The sequence below is a fragment of the Rhizobium yanglingense genome, assembly GCF_977109285.1.
In genome coordinates this window covers 1,636,829-1,654,289 of the sequence record NZ_CDSAWY010000005.1, presented here as the reverse complement: position 1 = coordinate 1,654,289, position 17,461 = coordinate 1,636,829, and the positions used below count along the sequence as shown (strand labels likewise).

The window sequence follows — 17,461 nt, the reverse complement described above, 5'->3', positions numbered from 1 at the left end:
CCGAAAATCAATATTGGTTAACCCGCCGTTTCGTTGAGCGCAGAAGACGCCAAAATGGTTAACGAATAGTTAACGCCAACAGAAAAAGCCGCGCTCCAACAAAGCGCGGCTTGCTTATCGTGGCCTGCCGGACGAGCCGGCAGGAGTATGTTCTTCGACCTGTTAGCCGCGGAAGAGCGACAGGATGTTCTGCGAAGAGGAGTTGGCAATCGAGAGAGACTGGATCGCCAGCTGCTGCTGCGTCTGCAGGGCGCTGAGCTTGGAGGATTCTTCTTCCATGTCGGCGTCGACGAGACGGCCGATACCGGAGTTGATCGAGTTGCTCAGAGCCGAGACGAAATCGTCCTGCATTTCGATGCGGGTAGAGATCGAGCCGAGCTCGGCACCAGCCGAAGTCATCGCCTTCAGTGCGGCTTCGACGTTGGACAGAGCCGTCGAGAGCTGGCCCAGCGTGAAGTTGGTGATGTCCATCGAGTAGACGGAACCGGTTGCGCCCGTCGAGGTGCCGAGGATGCCGGTGGAGGTTTCGATCGAGCCGCCGCTCATGCCGAACAGCACGTTGCCGGCCGAGGTGTTGTCGAGCTTGTAGTCGGTCATCTTGACCGAGACGCCGTTCGAACCGTCGCGAACGAAGGTCGAAACAACGCTCTTCGTTGTGTTGTTTGCGCCGGCAACCCAGTTTTCGCCAGAGAAGGCAGCCGACTGAGCAATGCTCAGCAATTGTTCCTGAAGCTGGTCGATTTCTTCCTGGACCTTCGCCTTGTCGACGCCGTTTTCAGTCGCGGCAACCAGCTTGGCCTTGATTTCGGAAACAACGTCGATGGCGCTGTCCATCGCAGCATAGGCCGTGTCGACCTTGGCGGCACCGAGGCCGAGAGCGTCGGAAACGGCCGAAAGCGCCTTGTTGTCGGAACGCATGGTCGTTGCGATCGACCAGTAGGCAGCATTGTCAGCGGCCTTGCCGACGCGCAGGCCGGACGAAACATGATCCTGGGTTTCGCCGAGGCCCTGGTTGATGCCGCGGAGAGTCTGGAGAGCTGCCATTGCAGCGTTATTGGTAACGATACTCGTCATGTCTATTTGCCCCTTTGGCAGGAAAAACAAGGAAGGGACATTCCGGAATTTTTAGCCGGCCCACAGCGATCAGCCTCATGCCTGTTAACCGTATCCATTAAGGTTAACTCGCCGTTTCGATGGGCTTAGGAAACAGCAAGATGGTTAAGGAATACTGAAGCCAAGAAAGAAATTTAGTTAATGAATTCTGAATGTTAAATGTGGTTTGATTAACCTGTTCTTAAAACATTTCGCGGCCGGGATGACCCGGCCGCGAAAACCCGTGCTTGTCGATTTCGACCGCTCTTAGCGGAAGAGCGACAGGATGTTCTGCGAAGAGGAGTTGGCGATCGAGAGAGACTGGATCGCCAGCTGCTGCTGCGTCTGCAGGGCGCTGAGCTTGGAGGATTCTTCTTCCATGTCGGCGTCGACGAGACGGCCGATACCGGAGTCGATCGAGTCGCTCAGAGCCGAGACGAAATCGTCTTGCAGTTCGATGCGGGTGGAGAGCGAGCCGAGCTCGGCACCAGCCGAAGTCATCGCCTTCAGTGCGGATTCGACGTTGGACAGAGCCGTCGAGATCTGGCCCAGCGTGAAGTTGGTGATGTCCATCGAGTAGACGGAACCGGTTGCGCCCGTCGAGGTGCCGAGGATGCCGGTGGAGGTTTCGATCGAGCCGCCGCTCATGCCGAACAGCACGTTGCCGGCCGAGGTGTTGTCGAGCTTGTAGTCGGTGGTCTTGACCGAGACGCCGTTCGAACCGTCGCGAACGAAGGACGAAACAACGCTCTTCGTGGTGTTGTTTGCGCCGGCAACCCAGTTTTCGCCATTGAAGGAAGCCGACTGAGCGATGCTCATCAACTGCGCTTGCAGCTGGCTGATTTCTTCCTGGACCTTCGCCTTGTCGACGCCGTTTTCAGTCGCGGCAACCAGCTTGGCCTTGATTTCGGAAACAACGTCGATGGCGCTGTCCATCGCGGTGTAAGCGGTGTCGACCTTGGCGGCACCCATGCCGAGTGCGTCGGAAACGGCCGAAAGCGCCTTGTTGTCGGAACGCATGGTCGTTGCGATCGACCAGTAGGCAGCATTGTCGGAAGCCGAGCCGACGCGCAGACCCGTCGAAACGTGGTTCTGAGTTCGGTTCAGGCCCTTGTTGACGTTACGCAGCGTCTGGAGAGCTGCCATGGAAGAGTTGTTCGTATTAATACTTGTCATAAGTCTGTCCCCTAGAAAACTAGATACAAAAGGAGGACATTACCGGACTGCTTACCGGCGATGACGGAGCAGCTTCATGCCCCTCGGTGCCCTGTGTTCTTGGCCCAAACCCGTCATGTCGGGGAGCAATCTCGCAGCCAATGCTTGCCAACTTCTTAAAAACGAAGCAGTGCCCGAACGCCGACAGCAGGCGTAGTTAATGCGCGGTAAACATCTGTAATCTCAAGCTAAAAATATTTCGTAGAGCGCATCCACTGGTCACCTGTTTCAAGCAAGCTTCGCCCGGCAATATGCGATGAACCAGGGTTGGGATAATTGCGCCTTTGCGGCGCCGTGGGCGCGACCCTGAACGGCGACATTCAAACGGATATTTCCGCACGGAGTTGGTTTTGAACAGCAAAGTTTCGTTTTCGGCAGCCTCCAAAGACTACCAGATGGGCCGCTATACCCAATCGCTTGCAACACTGAACCAGCTCATCGACAGCCAACAGGACGCCAAAACCTACGCGCTGCTTGCAAAGAACCTTCTGCAGTTGGGCTTCAAGGCAGATGCGGCAAGATCCTATGCGCTCGCTGCTCAATACGACAGCCCGAACGCCTACGAATACCACAAGCAGGCCGCACGTCTGCATTTTGAGTGCGGGAACGAAGACGACGCATTGCTGATCGGCATGCGCAATCTTTCGAAGGCGCAGGATGACGCCGAGCTCGCCTATATCCTGACCTCGATCTACCTGAACCGCCAGCAGCGCGACATCGTAAAGCCGTTCAAGAAAGTGCTGTCGGAAAGTTCCAATCCGGACCACTCCAGGCTCGCCGCCCTGCTCCTGACCGACGACCTGCATGATCAGACCAACCAGATGCTCGCGCGCAATCTGTTCAAGCGGTACCCCGGCAATATCGCTTTCCGCTTTCTCTATCTGGTCTTCTTGCGCGAGTTCAACGATTTCGACGAAACCGACAAACACAGCGCTCCGATCATCGAGCGCATCGCCAAAGGCGATCTCGACGTGCTTCGCAAGGACAACCCGTTCTACCATCTCCACTGGAACGGCGACGAGAGCCTGAATCGGTTTGCCACGATCGGTACGACCCCCCTCAATCCAGAACGCGTCGCCATGCGGCGGAAGATGCCGCACGCCTGGTCCGACAAGATCCGCGTTGGCTACATGTCGTCGGACTTCTGGGATCACCACGCGACGATGAAGCTCCTGCAGCGCATCCTCGAACTGCACGACACGAGCCGCTTCGAAATTACGCTGTTCTGCCACACCGAGCCGGAGCATCTGGCGAAGAACACGACCGACCGCAGCCGTTGGGGGAACGTCGTCGATGTGTACGGCCTTTCCAATGAAGCAATCGCTGCCGTCGTTCGCGAGCATAACATCGACATCATGGTCGACCTGAAGGGCCACACCGCCGGCAGCCGGGCATCGTCTTTCAATCTGCCGCTGGCACCTGTTCATGTCGCCCTGGCTCGGTTTTCCGGGCAGCACGCTCAACATCGATCTCGACTACGTCATCGGCGACCGCTTCGTCCTTCCGGATGCGGCAAAGCCGTATTACCATGAGAAATTCTGCCGGATGCCGGAAAGCTACCAGCCGAATGACCCGAACGAATCGTCCGAAACCGAAGCCGATCACGCGGGCCGACCTCGGCCTGCCTGAAGATGCCTTCATCTTCGCTTCGTTCAACGGCAACCGCAAAATCATCGCCGAGACGATCGACATCTGGTGCAATATCCTGAAGCGCGCGCCCAACAGCGTCCTTTGGATCATGTCCAACGGGACGCGGAACCAGGCAAATCTCTCGAAGAGGTTCCAGCAGGCCGGCATCCCGCAAAAGCGCATCATCTTTTGCCCGCGTGTCACCTACGAAGAACATATCACCCGCCAGCAGGCAGCCGACATCGGCATCGACACATTCCCGGTCAATGGTCACACGACCACGTCGGAGCAGCTATGGGGCGGTCTGCCGGTCCTCACAGTCAAGGGCACGAACTTCGCGTCGCGCGTCAGCGAGAGCCTGCAGCACGCCATCGGCCTGCCCGAACTTGTTGCCCCGGACCTGAAGGCTTATGAAGACCTGGCCGTCGAGCTGGCGCAAAATCCCGAAAAGATCGCCGAGTACAAGGCGCGCCTGAAAGCCAACGGCCCGATCATGCCGCTTTTCGATGCGGAGCGCTTCTGCCATCACCTGGAAAAAGCCTATGAAATGATGGCTGAGCGCGCCAGGAACGGCCTTGATCCCGATCACATCGACGTGCCGGCTTTGCCGCGGCGTACAGAGCCGTTCTACTCGGCGGAATAGCTGCTGTATAAGATGAAGGAAACCGCCGGGTGCAATGCCCGGCGGTTTTTCATCGCGGCCATGCCGGCCGATCGGAATTCGTTAGTGGAGATCAGCTGAAGGATCGCACCAGGCTGCCGACCAGCAGGTTCCAGCCGTCGATCAACACGAAGAACAGGATCTTGAACGGCAGCGAGATCGAGGTCGGCGGCAGCATCATCATGCCCATCGCCATCGTAATCGTTGCAACGATCAGGTCGATGACGAGGAACGGCAGGACGATCAGGAAGCCGATCTCAAACCCGCGCCGGATCTCCGAAATCATGAAAGCCGGAATAAGAACACGGTAGTCGATCTGGGCACCGGTCTGGACGGTCTGGCCGCGCTCACGCGCAAGGTCGACGAAGAGCGCCAGATCCTTGTCGCGCGTGTTGGCGGCCATGAAGGTGCGGAAGGGCTCCGCAATGCGCTGTACGGCCTCCTGCTCGTTGATCTGGTTGGAAAGCAGTGGCTGCACGCCGCTCTGCCAGGCCTGATCGAAGGTTGGCGACATGACATAGAAGGTCATGAAGAGCGCCAACGAAAGCAGGATCATGTTGGAAGGGGTGGAAGAAAGCCCCATGCCCGTGCGCAGGATCGAAAAGGCGATGACGAAGCGCGGAAAGCTCGTCACCATGATCAGGATGCCGGGCGCAACCGAAAGGACGGTCAGAAGGCCGAAGGTGCGGATGATCCAGGCGGCGACGGAGCCATCGACGGGTATGTTCAAAAGATCTGTCGGCAGCTGCTGGGCAACCGCCAATTCCGGCGCCGCCATCATGGCAGCGAAGAAAACTATGAATTCGAATCATTCGATGACAAAGGTCCTGAACATGACCTTCGATACTCGTCCTTGCGAACGCAGGTCAACACGTTCCTGTATGTCATCCCGGAGATATTGAAAGCCGCGCGGCCCTTCGATCTGCTGAAGGGAAACGGTGCGGATGTAAGCCAGGACATCCTGGTGGATATCCTCGGCCACTTTCACATCAGGCGGACCGTTGAAGAGCAGCGCCACTTCGAGGCGGACCCAGTTTTCCGAGGGATAGGCGAGGTTCGACGTGATCGGCTCAAGCTGGACGACGTTGTTCGCCTCGGTGGAAATATGGGGAAGTGCGCCCTCGCCTTCCTTTTTCTCTCCGCCGCTGGCCGAAGCCGTTTCGTGCCGCCTCCTCCGCCCGCTCGGCGCTCTTGACGTTCGGGGCAATCATCGTGCCGACGCAGCCAGCCGCCGCCGGCACCGAGTAGGGTGAGCGCGAGCAGCCCCGCCACCATGATCAGCATGGCGGATTTCGCTTTCGGCTTGCCGTCGGTTTCTTCTGCGTCTGCCATGGTCATCCGGCCTTAGAGCGGCGAAAAGAGATCGATGGCCTGCTGGCCGCGCGGCGGCTGCTGCACTTCCATCAGGCGGCCGCGGCCGCCGTAGGAGATGCGGGCTTCGGCGATCTTCTCGTAGGAGATCTGGTTTTCGGCATCGACGTCCTGCGGGCGCACGATACCGGCAACATTGAGGATGCGGATTTCCTGGTTTACGCGGACTTCCTGCGATCCACTGATGACGAGGTTGCCGTTTTCGAGGATGCCGGTGACGACAGCCGCGACGAGGAGCGTCAGCTTTTCGGAACGCTCGATCTTGCCCTTTCCGTCAGTGCTCGTGTCGGAACCGTAGGTGATGTCCGTCTGGGAGGTCGGGTTCCAGCCGAAGATGTTCGCCTGCACATCCCAATTGAGTCCGCTCGAATTCTGGCGACTGCGATTGGTTTCGTTGTCGAACGTCGCCTTGTCGTTGATCTGGATATTGACCGTCAGAATGTCGCCGACGTTGAGTGCGCGCGCATCCTTGAAGAGGGCCGCCTGGGAATTCGCTCCACAGCGAATAACCCTGCGCTACCTGGCGCGGCTGCTTCGGATAAAGCGCCATCTGCGGTGTTTGGCCATAAGCAAGGCCACTGCCGATCGGGCTCATGGCAGGCGCCCGGCCGATCTCCCTCACAGCCTGCGGCGACTGGCAGCCGGCTAGTAGGGCAACAGCGGCCATGACAGCCGGGAAACGCTTGTTCATGAGGGATCCTTCGACGTATTGGGATCGGACGCACTTGCGATGATATTGGCGATGACGGCCGCCTTCAGCGGGTCCATCTCGTTCAGGATCAGGCTCGACTGACGCGAGCCGAGCCGCATGATCACCGCCGCCGCAACCTCGATCTTGACTTCCTGAAGCTGCAGCGCCGCAGCATCCGGCTTCATATTCTTAAAGATGTCGGTAAGGCCCGCCTGGGCCTGCTTCAGGAAGTCGTCGCGACGCTTCAGCCAGTCCTGATACTCGGCCTTGCGCTTGTCCATCTCCGCCATGCGGGCGTCGATATCGGCGCGCAGCTTCTCCAGTTCCTGCTTCTGCAGCAGATAGCGCTGGTCGCGCGCCGGATCGGCAATGTTGGTGCAGAACTGCTTGATTTCCTCTTCCGAGCTCAGGTCGCCGGCAGGTCTTGCGGCTTCCTGGGCGAACGCGCCGGGGATGGAAAGAAGGACGGCCACGGTAGCCGGCAACGAGAGCCGCCGTAGCAGTTTGGAAATTCTGGTGTCGAACTTCGAGCCGATCATTGCAGTACGAGCTCCGCCTGCAGGGCGCCCGCGGACTTGATACCCTGCAGGATTGCGATGATACCATCCGGCTTGACGCCGATGTTGTTGAGACCTGCAACCAGGGTCCGGAGGTCCGGACCGTCGAGGATCGCGACACGTCCGCCGTTTTGCTGCGCGGCGATATCGGTCTGCGGCTGAACGGCTGTGACGCCGCGCGAGAAGGGCTCGGGCTGGATAATCTGCGGCAGCTCGGTAACCTGTACGGTCAGAGTTCCGTAGCTGACGGCGACCGGCGAGACGCGAACGTCCGCTCCGATGACGATCGTGCCGGTGCGCTCATTGACCACGACCTTCGCCGGCGTATCGGTCTCGACGACGAGATTTTCGATATCGGCCATTAATCGCGTCAGGTCCGCCACACGCGGCTTCTGGACGACAACTTCCTGCGCGTCCCTCGCCTCCGCGACCGGACCGCCGAAGCGGGCAGCGGCATAGCCGTTCACCACATCGGCAATGCGCACGGCCGTCGAGAAATCCGGATTGCGAAGCTGCAGCACCAGATTGACGGAATCCTTGAAGTGCGAGGGAAGCTCGCGCTCGATAATTGCGCCGCCCGGAACGCGGCCGGCCGTCGTGACGCCCTCGGTCAGCGTTGCAGCCTGGCCTTGCGCCTGGAAGCCGGAGACAACGACGGAGCCTTGCGCGACGGCATAAATCTGACCGTCGGCGCCCGACAGCGACGTCATGACGAGCGTGCCGCCACGCAGCGAGGTCGCGTCGCCCAGCGAACTGACGCTGACGTCGATGCGGCTGCCGGGGCTCGCAAAGGGCGGAAGGTTCGCCGTGACCATGACAGCCGCGGTATTCTTCGCATTGGATTCGCCGCCCTGCGTCGAAATGCCGAGGTTCTGCAGCATGGCGCGCATCGACTGTTCGGTGAACGGTGAAGCGCGGAAACCGTCGCCCGTGCCCTGAAGACCGACGACGAGACCGTAGCCGATGAGCTGATTATCGCGCCCGGCCTGCAGCGAGGCGATGTCCTTGATGCGCGAGGTCAGCGCAAATGCCGGCGTCACATGCGCCATGCACATGGAAAGGGCCGCGAGTGCGATAAAAATGCGAGAGACAATCTTCATTTTGCCGCCACGTGTATGGTGCCGTCGGCAAGCACGGTGCCGCTGACGATGACGCCTGAATCCATGTTGCGGGCACGAACGACCTGGCCGGTAGAGCCGTCCTCGAGCGGCGAGCCTGCCGCCGAGATCGTCATCGCGCCGATACGAAAGATAAGGCGAATCTGCGATCCGCGGGTGACGGTGTAAGGCTCGCGCAGCGCCGAAACAGGGATCGTCCGTCCCGGCAGCAGCGTGCGCTTCGAGATCATGCCGCGAACTTCGTCGATGGATTTCGCATAGCCACTCGCAAGGTTCGGATTGGTGACTTCGACCTCCTGAAGCTGGCCGCCGCTGATCGTTTCTCCGGGATAGATGATGGCCGTCGGCACGACCGCATAGCCCATGCCGGCGCTCGCGGCGCCGGGCATGAAGATGCCTGCGATCGCAACCGAGGCTAATGCCGTCAAAGCGACGATATTTCTCGCCCGGCGAAACATCATGTTCGGCCCTTTCCTCTTTATTTCAGGTTCTTGCTGACGATGGAGGCCATTTCGTCGGCCGTGGTGATGACCTTGGAGTTCATTTCATAGGCGCGCTGGGCCGATATCAGCTCGGTGATCTCCTTCACCGGATCGACGTTCGAAGATTCCAGGTAGCCCTGCTTCATGTACGCAAAGCCCTCTTCGTCCGGCGTACCGACGACCGGGTCGCCGGAGGCCGGCGTCTGCTGGAAAAGGTTGTCGCCGAGCGGCTGAAGGCCGGCTTCGTTGACGAAACTTGCAAGCGTCAGCTGGCCGAGCGTCGTCGGATCCGTCTGGCCCGGGAGCTTTGCGGTGACTTCACCGGACCGGCTGATCGTCAGTTCCGTCGAACCGGTCGGGATCGTGATGCCCGGGACGACTTCATAACCATCGACGGTGACGAGCTGGCCCTGGTCGTTCTTGTTAAAAGCGCCGGCGCGTGTGTAGAGCGTTGTGCCGTCCGGGGCCTCGATCTGGAAGAAACCCTTGCCAATCAGCGCCACGTCGAGATCGTTGCCGGTCTGGCTGAGCTCGCCCTGAATGTGCAAATTGCGGATCGCAGATGTCTGCACGCCGAGGCCGATATTGGCGCCTTCCGGAACGATCGCCTGATTGGCGCGGTTTGCCACGCCCTTGGCGCGTTCGGTCTGGTAGAGAAGATCGGTGAATTCGGCGCGTGCACGCTTGAAGCCTGTCGTATTGATGTTCGCGATGTTGTTCGCGATCACTTCGAGGTTAGTCTGCTGGGCATCCATGCCCGTAGCCGCAATGGCGAGCGCTCTCATCGGTTCGTCCTTAAATCCAGTTACATCTGCATCTTGGTGACTTCGAGAAAGGCCGACACGACCTTGTCACGGATTGCGATTGCGGTTTGCAGGGTCTGCTCGGCCTGCAGCATGGAGTCGACCACTTCGCGGGTCGTCGCCGTGCCCTTGATGCCGGCGAAGGACATGCTTTCGGCGCCTTTCATGGTATCTACGGCTTGCGTTGCCATGTTTCCGAGAACGGCCGCAAAGCTCTGGTCGTTCTTGGCGCTTTCGGCGGCAGAAGGGCCCGTGGAGGAATTCTCGGTCGCAACGCTGCCGAGGCCGCGCGTTACGGAAAGAGAGCTAACGTTCTGTACGGTGTTGATCATTATTGGCTCTTCAAGAGATCGATCGTGGAGGAGATCAGGTCGCGGGTCTGCTTGATGGTCTGCAGGTTGGCGTCATAGGAGCGGTTGGCTTCGCGCATGTCCGCCATTTCGACCAGCATGTTGACGTTCGGCAGCTTGACGACGCCGCGCTCGTCGGCGCCCGGATTGCTCGGATCGTATTCCGTCGTGAATTCGGATTCGTCGACGCCGAGCTTCTTGACGCCCACTGTCGTCACACCGCCGGCGCGATCGACCTCCTCGCCAAACGTGATCGTCTTGCGGCGATAGGGATCGGCGCCGGGCGTATCGCCGGTCGAACGGGCGTTTGCGATGTTTTCCGAGACGATGCGCAAGCGCGTCGACTGCGCTTCGAGCCCGGAACCTGCGATCTTCATTGCTGCTGACAAGGGATCCACGACATTACTTCCTTACGGTCATCAACATCATTCGATGGAAGGAGCCCACCAAAGAGGTGTTCAACTCGTACTGACGCTTGATCTCGCCGGACTTGGACAGTTCCTCCGCCAGGCCGACGGTATTGCCCGATTCCTGCACGCCGATTTCCTGGTCAAGTGCAGCTTCCTTGACGTCGATGCCGCCGCTGGTGCTGAAATCGTTGCCGCTGAGATGCGCCGGATTGGTGCGGGCCATGGTGATATCGGCCTTGTCGAGGACGGCCTCGAAAGGCGTCACGTCCTTGGCACGAAATTTCGGCGTGTTTGCATTCGCGATATTGCCGGCCACAACCTCCTGACGGATCGTCAGCCATTCCGCCTGCCGCGAGGCCAAGTCGAAAAGTTGAATCGGTTGCATGGGAACTCTCCGTTTTTACTGAGAGGACCCTAGGGCGGCAATCTTGCGTCAGACTTACGGGGAATTTCGGCTTCTCGCCGAAGCTATCTTTATGGAAGCACCAAAAGGAAAGGGACCCCGTCGCACGCGCGGAGCCTCCACTGATCACAGCAATCGCGATCAATTGTTCTGGTAGACTTGACCATTGGACGTGACGATCACCCATTTGCCGTCGCGCTCTTCCAGCGTGGCAAGACGGCTTTCGTCCGGGAGGATCGATCCGACGCGCACGACATACATGCCCGAGGAATCCTCGATCAGCGCGCGGCCGTTGGCGACATGCAGCAGCTTGAAACCGGAAACGGCTGGAAACGGCTGGTCGTCGGGCATGATACCCTTGTTGCTCTCCCTGCCGACATTCGAAACCGTCGCGGTCGTCAGCGGGTCGAAGGGAAGCGCCGGCTTCTTCTCCACCTCGTTCTTGTTGACCATCGCAAGCGGCGAGACGCTGAAAACGTTGCGTTCCGGCCAGTCCGGCAGGTCACGGCTCCGGTCACCTTGTTCGACTCTGATGGAGAACTTGTCCTCGTTGAAGAAGACATACCATGGGAAAAACGCCGCCGCACCCGCGAGCGCAAGCCCGGTCACGGTCAGCACACGGTCGAGCATCAGCACCTGCCGCTTTTCCAGTGGCTTCAAGGGAGCGATGCGCTCGTCATCATCGTCGAAGGTGGTCAAAGCTAGCCTCTGGGTCTCGTCGGGATCGTCGACGGCTGGTTCGAAATCCCGGCAGCCGTCTTGAGCGCTGCCGCCAGGTCAGCAAAGGCATCGGCCGACTCGCGGTCTCCCGGCGACTGTTTCAAAACATCGTAAATAATTGGTACCTGCTTGACCGCCATGTCCAAATCCGGGTCGGCCCCCGGTCGGTAGCCGCCGATCAGGCGCAGGTCGCGCGTTTCCTCGAAGCGATGGATCAGCGCCTTCAGGCGCGAGACCAGCTTTTCCTGATCCGGCGTCCAGGCCTTGCGGGCAAGGCGCGAAATGGAAGCCAGCGGGTCGATCGGCGGATAGCGACCCTCCTCTGCAAGGCTGCGCTGCAGGACGATATGGCCGTCGAGAATGCCGCGCGTGGAGTCGGCGATCGGGTCGTTGTGATTGTCGCCATCGACGAGGATCGAGATGATTGCGGTGATTGTTCCTGTGCCTTCCGGCCCGGGACCCGCACGCTCGAGCAGTCGCGGCAGTTCGGTAAAAACGGATGCGGGATAGCCGCGGGCGATCGGCGGCTCGCCGGATGCCGTCGCCACTTCACGGATTGCATGGGCAAAGCGCGTGACGCTGTCGACAATCAGGAGAACGTTGTCGCCCTGATCGCGGAAATGTTCGGCGATCGTCACCGCCGTCAACGGCGCCATCTTGCGCAGCATCGGGCTCTCGTCGCTGGTCGCGACAACGGCGATCGACTTCTTCATGTTCTCGCCGAGCGTATCCTCGATGAACTCGCGCACTTCGCGGCCGCGTTCGCCGACGAGCGCAATGACTACCCTGTCAAAGGCATCGGCCTTGGCGAGCATCGAGAGCAGCGTCGATTTACCGACGCCGGAGCCTGCGAAGATGCCGAGGCGCTGGCCGTGGCATAGCGGCGAAAAGATATCGATGGCGCGGACACCCGTCCGGAAGCCCTTCTCGACACGCTTGCGGGTCATCGAAGGCGGCGCGGTATTGGAAATCGAGCGGCGATCGAGGCCCTCAACGATCGGGCCAAGGCCATCGATGGGTTCGCAAAGCGAATTGATCGTCCGGCCGCACCAGCTTTCGGCCGGTGATATTCGAAAAGCTCCCTTGCGGATGACCGTGTCATGAATGCCGATCGGCTCACCCGGTTCGATTGGGCAGACATAGGCCAGTTCCGGCTCGACGCGGACGACCTCGCCGAGATGGATGCCGGTCGCCGACTTGTGGGCGACAAATTCGCCGAGACGGACGTGGCGCGAAAGACCGCTTACCGTATAGTGGCCGGCGGCGATCGTCTGGACATGGCCGCCATGTGCGACCGCATATTCCGGCTTGGCATAGCGGCTGACGAGACCGGCCAGATGATCCAGCTTCGGCGAAAGCGCCTCTTCAGTCAGCGGCATGTTGGTCATCCGTCAAACCTTTCACTCAACGGCTGCCACCCAGCGTCTTGATGGCCTCGTTAAAGGAGCTTTCGCTGTCGGCCGTCAGCGAGGCGATGCTCTCGAAGGCGCGGTTGACTTCGATCAGCTGGGTGATTTCGTGCATCGCGTTGACGTTGGAGTTTTCGAGATAGCCTTGCTCGATGCCGATATTGAACCGGTCGGTCACGGCCCGCGGCGTCTCCGTGGTCATGACGCCGCTGTTCTCATAGCGGAGGTAACCCTTGCTGATATCGGCTTCGAAGAGACCGAGCGAGCCAACCTGCCGGCCGCCCTGGTAGATCATGCCGTCATTGCCGACCTTGGGCTCACCGCCCGCCGTGTTCAGCTGAATCGGCGCGCCGCCAGCGTCGAGAACCGGGTATCCGCGGATCGACACAAGCTCGCCCGTGTCCTTCATGGTGAACCGGCCGTCCTTGGTCAGAACCTGACCTGCCGGCGTATCCAGTGCGAACCAGGCGTCGCCCTTGATCGCAAAGTCCAGCATGTTGCCGGTGTGCTGCAGCTCGCCGCTGTCGCCGGATAGATAGTCGTTGCCCTGCGAGACGAAGGCAACCTTTGCGTTCAGCTTGTTGTCGGTGTCGCTCAGCAACTGATTGAACTTCACCTCCGTCCCGCGAAATCCGGTCGTGTTCACGTTCGCCATATTGTCCGCGATTGTCGTCAGGCGCTTTTCGAGCGCCATCTGGGATGACAAGGAAACATAAAGACCGGATTGCATGATAGGCTCCTGGCATTGGCGATGAACGGAACGAAAACCGGGGTTCCTGTCGTTTGTTCGACCACGGTTTCGCTGAGGCGGCATCTCAGAAACGGACGAATTGGTCCATTCGTCACCTTGAACCTGACGGCAAATCCTTGTGCGAAGCTGGCATGCAGAATGCGGGCTCGAAAGTGCCAACCATCAGCCTCACGCAAGCCAGCAACCCTATCCCTGAGGTTGAGAACAACGTTCAGGTTTGGACTGACGATGAATATCATTATCGGATTTGTGATTACCTGCGGCTGCATCGTTGGCAGCTTCATGGCGATGGGTGGCCATGTCGACGCACTCTGGCAGCCTTTCGAACTCGTCATCATCGGCGGTGCCGGCCTGGGCAGCTTCATCATGGCTAACCCGATGAAGGTGGTGAAGGATTCCGGAAAGGCACTCGGTGAAGCCTTCAAGCACACGGTGCCCAAGGAGCGGAATTACCTCGATACGCTGGGTGTCCTCTATTCGCTGATGCGCGACCTGCGCACGAAATCACGCAACGAGATCGAGGCGCATATCGACAATCCGGCCGAATCCTCGATCTTCCTGTCAGCTCCGACGATCCTGAAGAACAAGGAATTGACGGCATTCATCTGCGACTACGTACGCTTGATCATTATCGGCAATGCCCGCTCGCATGAGATCGAGGCTCTGATGGACGAAGAGATCAATACGATCCTGCACGACAAGATGAAGCCCTATCACGCCATCCAGATCATGGGCGACGCTTTCCCCGCGATCGGTATCGTTGCCGCCGTTCTCGGCGTCATCAAGGCCATGGCGCACATCAACGATTCGCCGGAAGTCCTCGGCCACCTGATCGGTTCGGCGCTCGTCGGCACATTCCTCGGCATTCTGCTGTCTTATTGCCTCTGCTCGCCGCTCGTCTCCCAGATCAAGGTCGTGCGCACGAAGCAGCATCGCCTCTACGTCATCGTGAAGCAGACCTTGCTTGCCTACATGAACGGCTCTGTACCGCAAGTGGCCCTCGAATACGGCCGCAAGACGATTTCTGCCTACGAGCGTCCATCAATCGACGCGGTCGAACAGGAAATGATGAACCCGGGTGGCGAGAACAAGGCGGCCTAAACGACGATGAGCAACCTTTCCCCTCAAAGGCCGGCAATGGATCCGGTCCTTCTTGCGAAGCTGACGGGACGCCTCGGCGACCGCGCGACCATAGAAAAGCGCTGCGCTTCATTGTCGGAGGTCTATGGCGAATTCCTGCCGGATATCTTCAAGAGCGAAACCGGGCTGGACATCGCCGTCGCCTATCTCGGCTGCAGTTCCGGCCACAAGAACGATCTGATTGCCGAACTCGACGCCAACGTGACCCTCGTCGAGGCGACGTTGCGCAACTGGTCGCAGAACATCACCTTTGCCTGCGGCAACAGCTTCGTCATCACACTGATGGAAAACCTGCTTGGGGCTGCGTCCGATACGATCGAACAGCCGGCCGATCGGTCGCTTTCGGTCATCGAGCTTGAACTTGCGGTCATGGTTTTCGAGAAGATCGCCAATGTCTTCCGTTCCGCCGTCAATGCACCTGGCGGTTTCGAACCGAACCTTGAGCCGCCGCATCCGCACGAATTCCGCGCCCATCCTTCCAGCGATATGCCGGACGAATTCGCCTCGGCCATCAACATGTCAATCACGCTTTCGGGTATCACCTCGGAGTTCTCGGTGATCGTTCCCCAGGCGCCGCTGCTCAAGACGCAGATTTCCGCACCGAAGGCAACGAACCAGTCCACCAAGTCCACGGAATGGACCGAACAGCTCACCGAACAGGTCCACCGTTCGCATGTGACGCTCGACGCGAAAATCCGCCTTCAGGATCTGACGCTGCGCACCATCTCCAAGCTCGCGCCGGGCGATGTCATTCCGTTCCGCGACACTGGCGACGTCCGTGTCGAGGTCAGCGCCAACAGCAAGGAATTGTATGTGTGCGAATTCGGGCGTTCCGGCGAAAATTATACTGTCCGGGTCAAAGATACGATCAGCTCCGACGACGAGCTCATCCGTCATTTAATGAATTAATCGGTTCCCCTCCCCTCGGCTGCGACGGCAGTTTGAGGCAAGTTTCAACTGGAATAGTGATTTCATGGCTACGAAGAAAACACAGCAGAACGACGATCTGTCACTGGAGCTTGCGGGCAACGAAGCTGATCTCGACCAGGCGATCGATGATCTCCGCGGGGTTCTGAAGCAGGATTCGGACGGCGGGCTTGCGGAGTTGGGCCAAGAAGCCGATGCATTCGGCGCCGGAACCGGCACCGATTTGTCGGCCTTCGGCGATTTCGGCAGCGATGGCGCAGCCGCGACATCGTTCGACAGCAGCGATTTCGGCGGCGGCGACTTTGGCGGCACTTCGGATTTCGGTGATACCGCTTTGTCCGCGCGCGAGCGCCGAACCGGCACCGCTCGGCAGCGCGCTGTCTTCGAACTTCGAACTGATCATGGACATTCCGATCGACGTCCAGATCATGCTCGGCAGCAGCCGCATGCAGGTTTCCGGCCTGATGAATCTCAACGAAGGCGCGACCATCGCCCTCGACAAGAAGATCGGCGAGCCAGTTGAAATCATGGTGAACGGCCGCAAGATCGCACGTGGCGAAATCACCGTCCTGGAGAATGACGACACCCGCTTCGGGGTTAAATTGATAGAAGTTTTGAGCACAAGAAAAGCCTGACCCCGGTTAGGGGCGGAGAGGTTAGACCATGATGGACTTTGACGATTTCGGCGGCGCACTTGCCGGGAAACCGTTGACCCAGGCTGAAAAGGCAGCGGCTGTACTCCTCGCCATGGGGAAGGGAGTCGCAGGCCGGCTATTGAAGTATTTCACCCAGGCCGAGTTGCAGACGATTATCTCTTCCGCACAGGCTCTGCGGGCCATTCCGCCGGATGAACTTCTTGGCCTGGTAGCCGAATTCGAAGATCTCTTTACCGAAGGCGCCGGCCTTATGGACAATGCCAAGGCCATCGAGAGCATTCTCGAGGAGGGCCTGACCCCGGACGAGGTGGACAGCCTTCTCGGCCGCCGCACCGCGTTCCAGGCATACGAAACCTCAATCTGGGACCGTCTCGGCGAGGGCGATCCGGCCTTCATCGGCAAGTTCCTGCTGCGCGAACATCCGCAGACCGTCGCCTATATCCTTTCGATGATGCCGTCTTCCTTCGGCGCCAAGGTGCTGATGCAGCTTCCCGACAGTCGCCGCGCGGACATCATGAACCGTACCGTGAACCTGAAATGCCGTCAGCCCCAAGGTCGCGCAAATTATCGAAAAGCAGGTGATGACGCTGCTGGCCGAGGTCGAGGCCGAGAAGAATTCGATCGGTTCGAACAAGGTTGCCGAACTCATGAACGAGATGGACAAGCCGCAGGTCGATACCTTGCTGACTTCGCTGGAGTCGATCAGCCGCGAATCCGTCAACAAGGTTCGCCCGAAGATCTTCCTCTTCGACGACATTCTCTTCATGCCGCAGCGCAGTCGTGTCATGCTGCTCAACGATATCTCCGCCGACATTCTTACCATGGCTTTGCGTGGCGCGTCGGCCGAAATCCGCGAAGCCGTTCTCTCGTCGATCAGCCCGCGCCAGCGACGAATGATCGAATCGGACCTGCAGAGCGGCACTGTCGGCATCAATCCGCGCGAGATCGCCATTGCCCGGCGTGCTGTCGCCCAGGAAGCGATTCGTCTGGCAAATTCCGGCCAGATCCAGCTCAAGGAGATGGAGGGCGAAGCGCCGGCAGCCGCCTAAGCTTCTGCTTCTGTTGACAACCCGACG

Annotated in this window: 17 protein-coding genes and 4 pseudogenes; 6 read left to right on the top strand and 15 right to left on the bottom strand. The window is 59.4% G+C overall.

Features of this window, described 5'->3' with window-relative positions; all coding sequences use genetic code 11:
* Nucleotides 1–162: 162 nt before the first annotated feature.
* Complete coding sequence (locus ACW4PC_RS17920) at nt 163–1,074, bottom strand: flagellin N-terminal helical domain-containing protein (RefSeq protein WP_455874656.1); 912 nt, start codon at nt 1,072–1,074, stop codon at nt 163–165.
* A 285-nt stretch (nt 1,075–1,359) separates the two neighbouring features.
* Nucleotides 1,360–2,268 (bottom strand): flagellin N-terminal helical domain-containing protein, encoded by a 909-nt coding sequence (locus ACW4PC_RS17915; RefSeq protein ID WP_455874655.1) that lies wholly within the window; start codon nt 2,266–2,268, stop codon nt 1,360–1,362.
* Between the two features lie 389 nt (nt 2,269–2,657).
* Between ACW4PC_RS17915 and ACW4PC_RS17910 the strand changes: the two genes are divergently transcribed.
* A complete protein-coding gene (locus ACW4PC_RS17910; protein ID WP_455874654.1) occupies nt 2,658–3,839 on the top strand; it encodes an O-linked N-acetylglucosamine transferase family protein in 1,182 nt (393 codons plus the stop codon).
* Nucleotides 3,815–4,579 carry an O-linked N-acetylglucosamine transferase family protein gene (locus tag ACW4PC_RS17905; RefSeq protein WP_455874653.1) on the top strand — a complete coding sequence of 255 codons (765 nt, stop codon included), beginning with the start codon at nt 3,815–3,817 and terminating at the stop codon, nt 4,577–4,579. Before ACW4PC_RS17910 ends, ACW4PC_RS17905 begins: the two co-directional genes overlap by 25 nt.
* A gap of 91 nt (nt 4,580–4,670) precedes the next feature.
* Here ACW4PC_RS17905 and fliP read toward each other — a convergent pair whose 3' ends face one another.
* The 13 genes and pseudogenes from fliP to flgF all read right to left on the bottom strand — a co-directional run bounded on the left by fliP (nt 4,671) and on the right by flgF (nt 13,641).
* The gene (gene fliP, locus ACW4PC_RS17900) at nt 4,671–5,378 is read right to left on the bottom strand and encodes a flagellar type III secretion system pore protein FliP (RefSeq protein ID WP_455874652.1); all 708 of its coding nucleotides are present in this window, start codon (nt 5,376–5,378) and stop codon (nt 4,671–4,673) included.
* A gap of 27 nt (nt 5,379–5,405) precedes the next feature.
* Nucleotides 5,406–5,929 (bottom strand): annotated as a pseudogene (locus ACW4PC_RS17895) (flagellar basal body-associated FliL family protein).
* A gap of 12 nt (nt 5,930–5,941) precedes the next feature.
* Nucleotides 5,942–6,659, bottom strand: a pseudogene (gene flgH / locus ACW4PC_RS17890) (flagellar basal body L-ring protein FlgH).
* Nucleotides 6,656–7,198: a MotE family protein gene (locus tag ACW4PC_RS17885; RefSeq protein ID WP_455874651.1), complete on the bottom strand. Its 543-nt coding sequence runs from the start codon at nt 7,196–7,198 to the stop codon at nt 6,656–6,658. Before ACW4PC_RS17885 ends, flgH begins: the two are co-directional and overlap by 4 nt.
* Entirely contained in the window at nt 7,195–8,316 is a 1,122-nt protein-coding gene (locus ACW4PC_RS17880) for a flagellar basal body P-ring protein FlgI (protein WP_183925440.1), read from the bottom strand. The genes ACW4PC_RS17885 and ACW4PC_RS17880 overlap by 4 nt, the downstream gene beginning before the upstream one ends.
* Entirely contained in the window at nt 8,313–8,795 is a 483-nt protein-coding gene (flgA, locus tag ACW4PC_RS17875) for a flagellar basal body P-ring formation chaperone FlgA (protein ID WP_455874650.1), read from the bottom strand. Before flgA ends, ACW4PC_RS17880 begins: the two co-directional genes overlap by 4 nt.
* A gap of 17 nt (nt 8,796–8,812) precedes the next feature.
* Nucleotides 8,813–9,601: a flagellar basal-body rod protein FlgG gene (flgG, locus tag ACW4PC_RS17870; protein WP_022718690.1), complete on the bottom strand. Its 789-nt coding sequence runs from the start codon at nt 9,599–9,601 to the stop codon at nt 8,813–8,815.
* A 20-nt stretch (nt 9,602–9,621) separates the two neighbouring features.
* Nucleotides 9,622–9,951 (bottom strand): flagellar hook-basal body complex protein FliE, encoded by a 330-nt coding sequence (locus ACW4PC_RS17865; protein ID WP_455874649.1) that lies wholly within the window; start codon nt 9,949–9,951, stop codon nt 9,622–9,624.
* The gene (gene flgC, locus ACW4PC_RS17860) at nt 9,951–10,367 is read right to left on the bottom strand and encodes a flagellar basal body rod protein FlgC (protein ID WP_455874648.1); all 417 of its coding nucleotides are present in this window, start codon (nt 10,365–10,367) and stop codon (nt 9,951–9,953) included. Before flgC ends, ACW4PC_RS17865 begins: the two co-directional genes overlap by 1 nt.
* A gap of 4 nt (nt 10,368–10,371) precedes the next feature.
* Nucleotides 10,372–10,764 carry a flagellar basal body rod protein FlgB gene (flgB, locus tag ACW4PC_RS17855; RefSeq protein ID WP_074066678.1) on the bottom strand — a complete coding sequence of 131 codons (393 nt, stop codon included), beginning with the start codon at nt 10,762–10,764 and terminating at the stop codon, nt 10,372–10,374.
* Between the two features lie 159 nt (nt 10,765–10,923).
* The gene (locus ACW4PC_RS17850; protein WP_455874647.1) at nt 10,924–11,481 is read right to left on the bottom strand and encodes a flagellar protein; all 558 of its coding nucleotides are present in this window, start codon (nt 11,479–11,481) and stop codon (nt 10,924–10,926) included.
* Between the two features lie 2 nt (nt 11,482–11,483).
* Complete coding sequence (gene fliI / locus ACW4PC_RS17845; protein ID WP_455874646.1) at nt 11,484–12,890, bottom strand: flagellar protein export ATPase FliI; 1,407 nt, start codon at nt 12,888–12,890, stop codon at nt 11,484–11,486.
* Between the two features lie 16 nt (nt 12,891–12,906).
* Nucleotides 12,907–13,641, bottom strand: coding sequence for a flagellar basal-body rod protein FlgF (gene flgF / locus ACW4PC_RS17840; RefSeq protein WP_022718684.1), 735 nt, complete (start codon nt 13,639–13,641; stop codon nt 12,907–12,909).
* 249 nt (nt 13,642–13,890) lie between these two features.
* Between flgF and motA the strand changes: the two genes are divergently transcribed.
* The 4 genes and pseudogenes from motA (at nt 13,891) to fliG (ending at nt 17,434) form a co-directional block, all read left to right on the top strand.
* A complete protein-coding gene (gene motA / locus ACW4PC_RS17835) occupies nt 13,891–14,763 on the top strand; it encodes a flagellar motor stator protein MotA (protein WP_455874645.1) in 873 nt (290 codons plus the stop codon).
* 6 nt (nt 14,764–14,769) lie between these two features.
* On the top strand, nt 14,770–15,711 hold the full coding sequence (locus tag ACW4PC_RS17830; RefSeq protein ID WP_455874644.1) for a FliM/FliN family flagellar motor switch protein: 942 nt from the start codon (nt 14,770–14,772) through the stop codon (nt 15,709–15,711).
* Between the two features lie 64 nt (nt 15,712–15,775).
* Nucleotides 15,776–16,364: pseudogene (fliN, locus tag ACW4PC_RS17825) on the top strand (flagellar motor switch protein FliN).
* A 28-nt stretch (nt 16,365–16,392) separates the two neighbouring features.
* Nucleotides 16,393–17,434: pseudogene (gene fliG, locus ACW4PC_RS17820) on the top strand (flagellar motor switch protein FliG).
* The last annotated feature ends 27 nt before the right edge of the window (nt 17,435–17,461 follow it).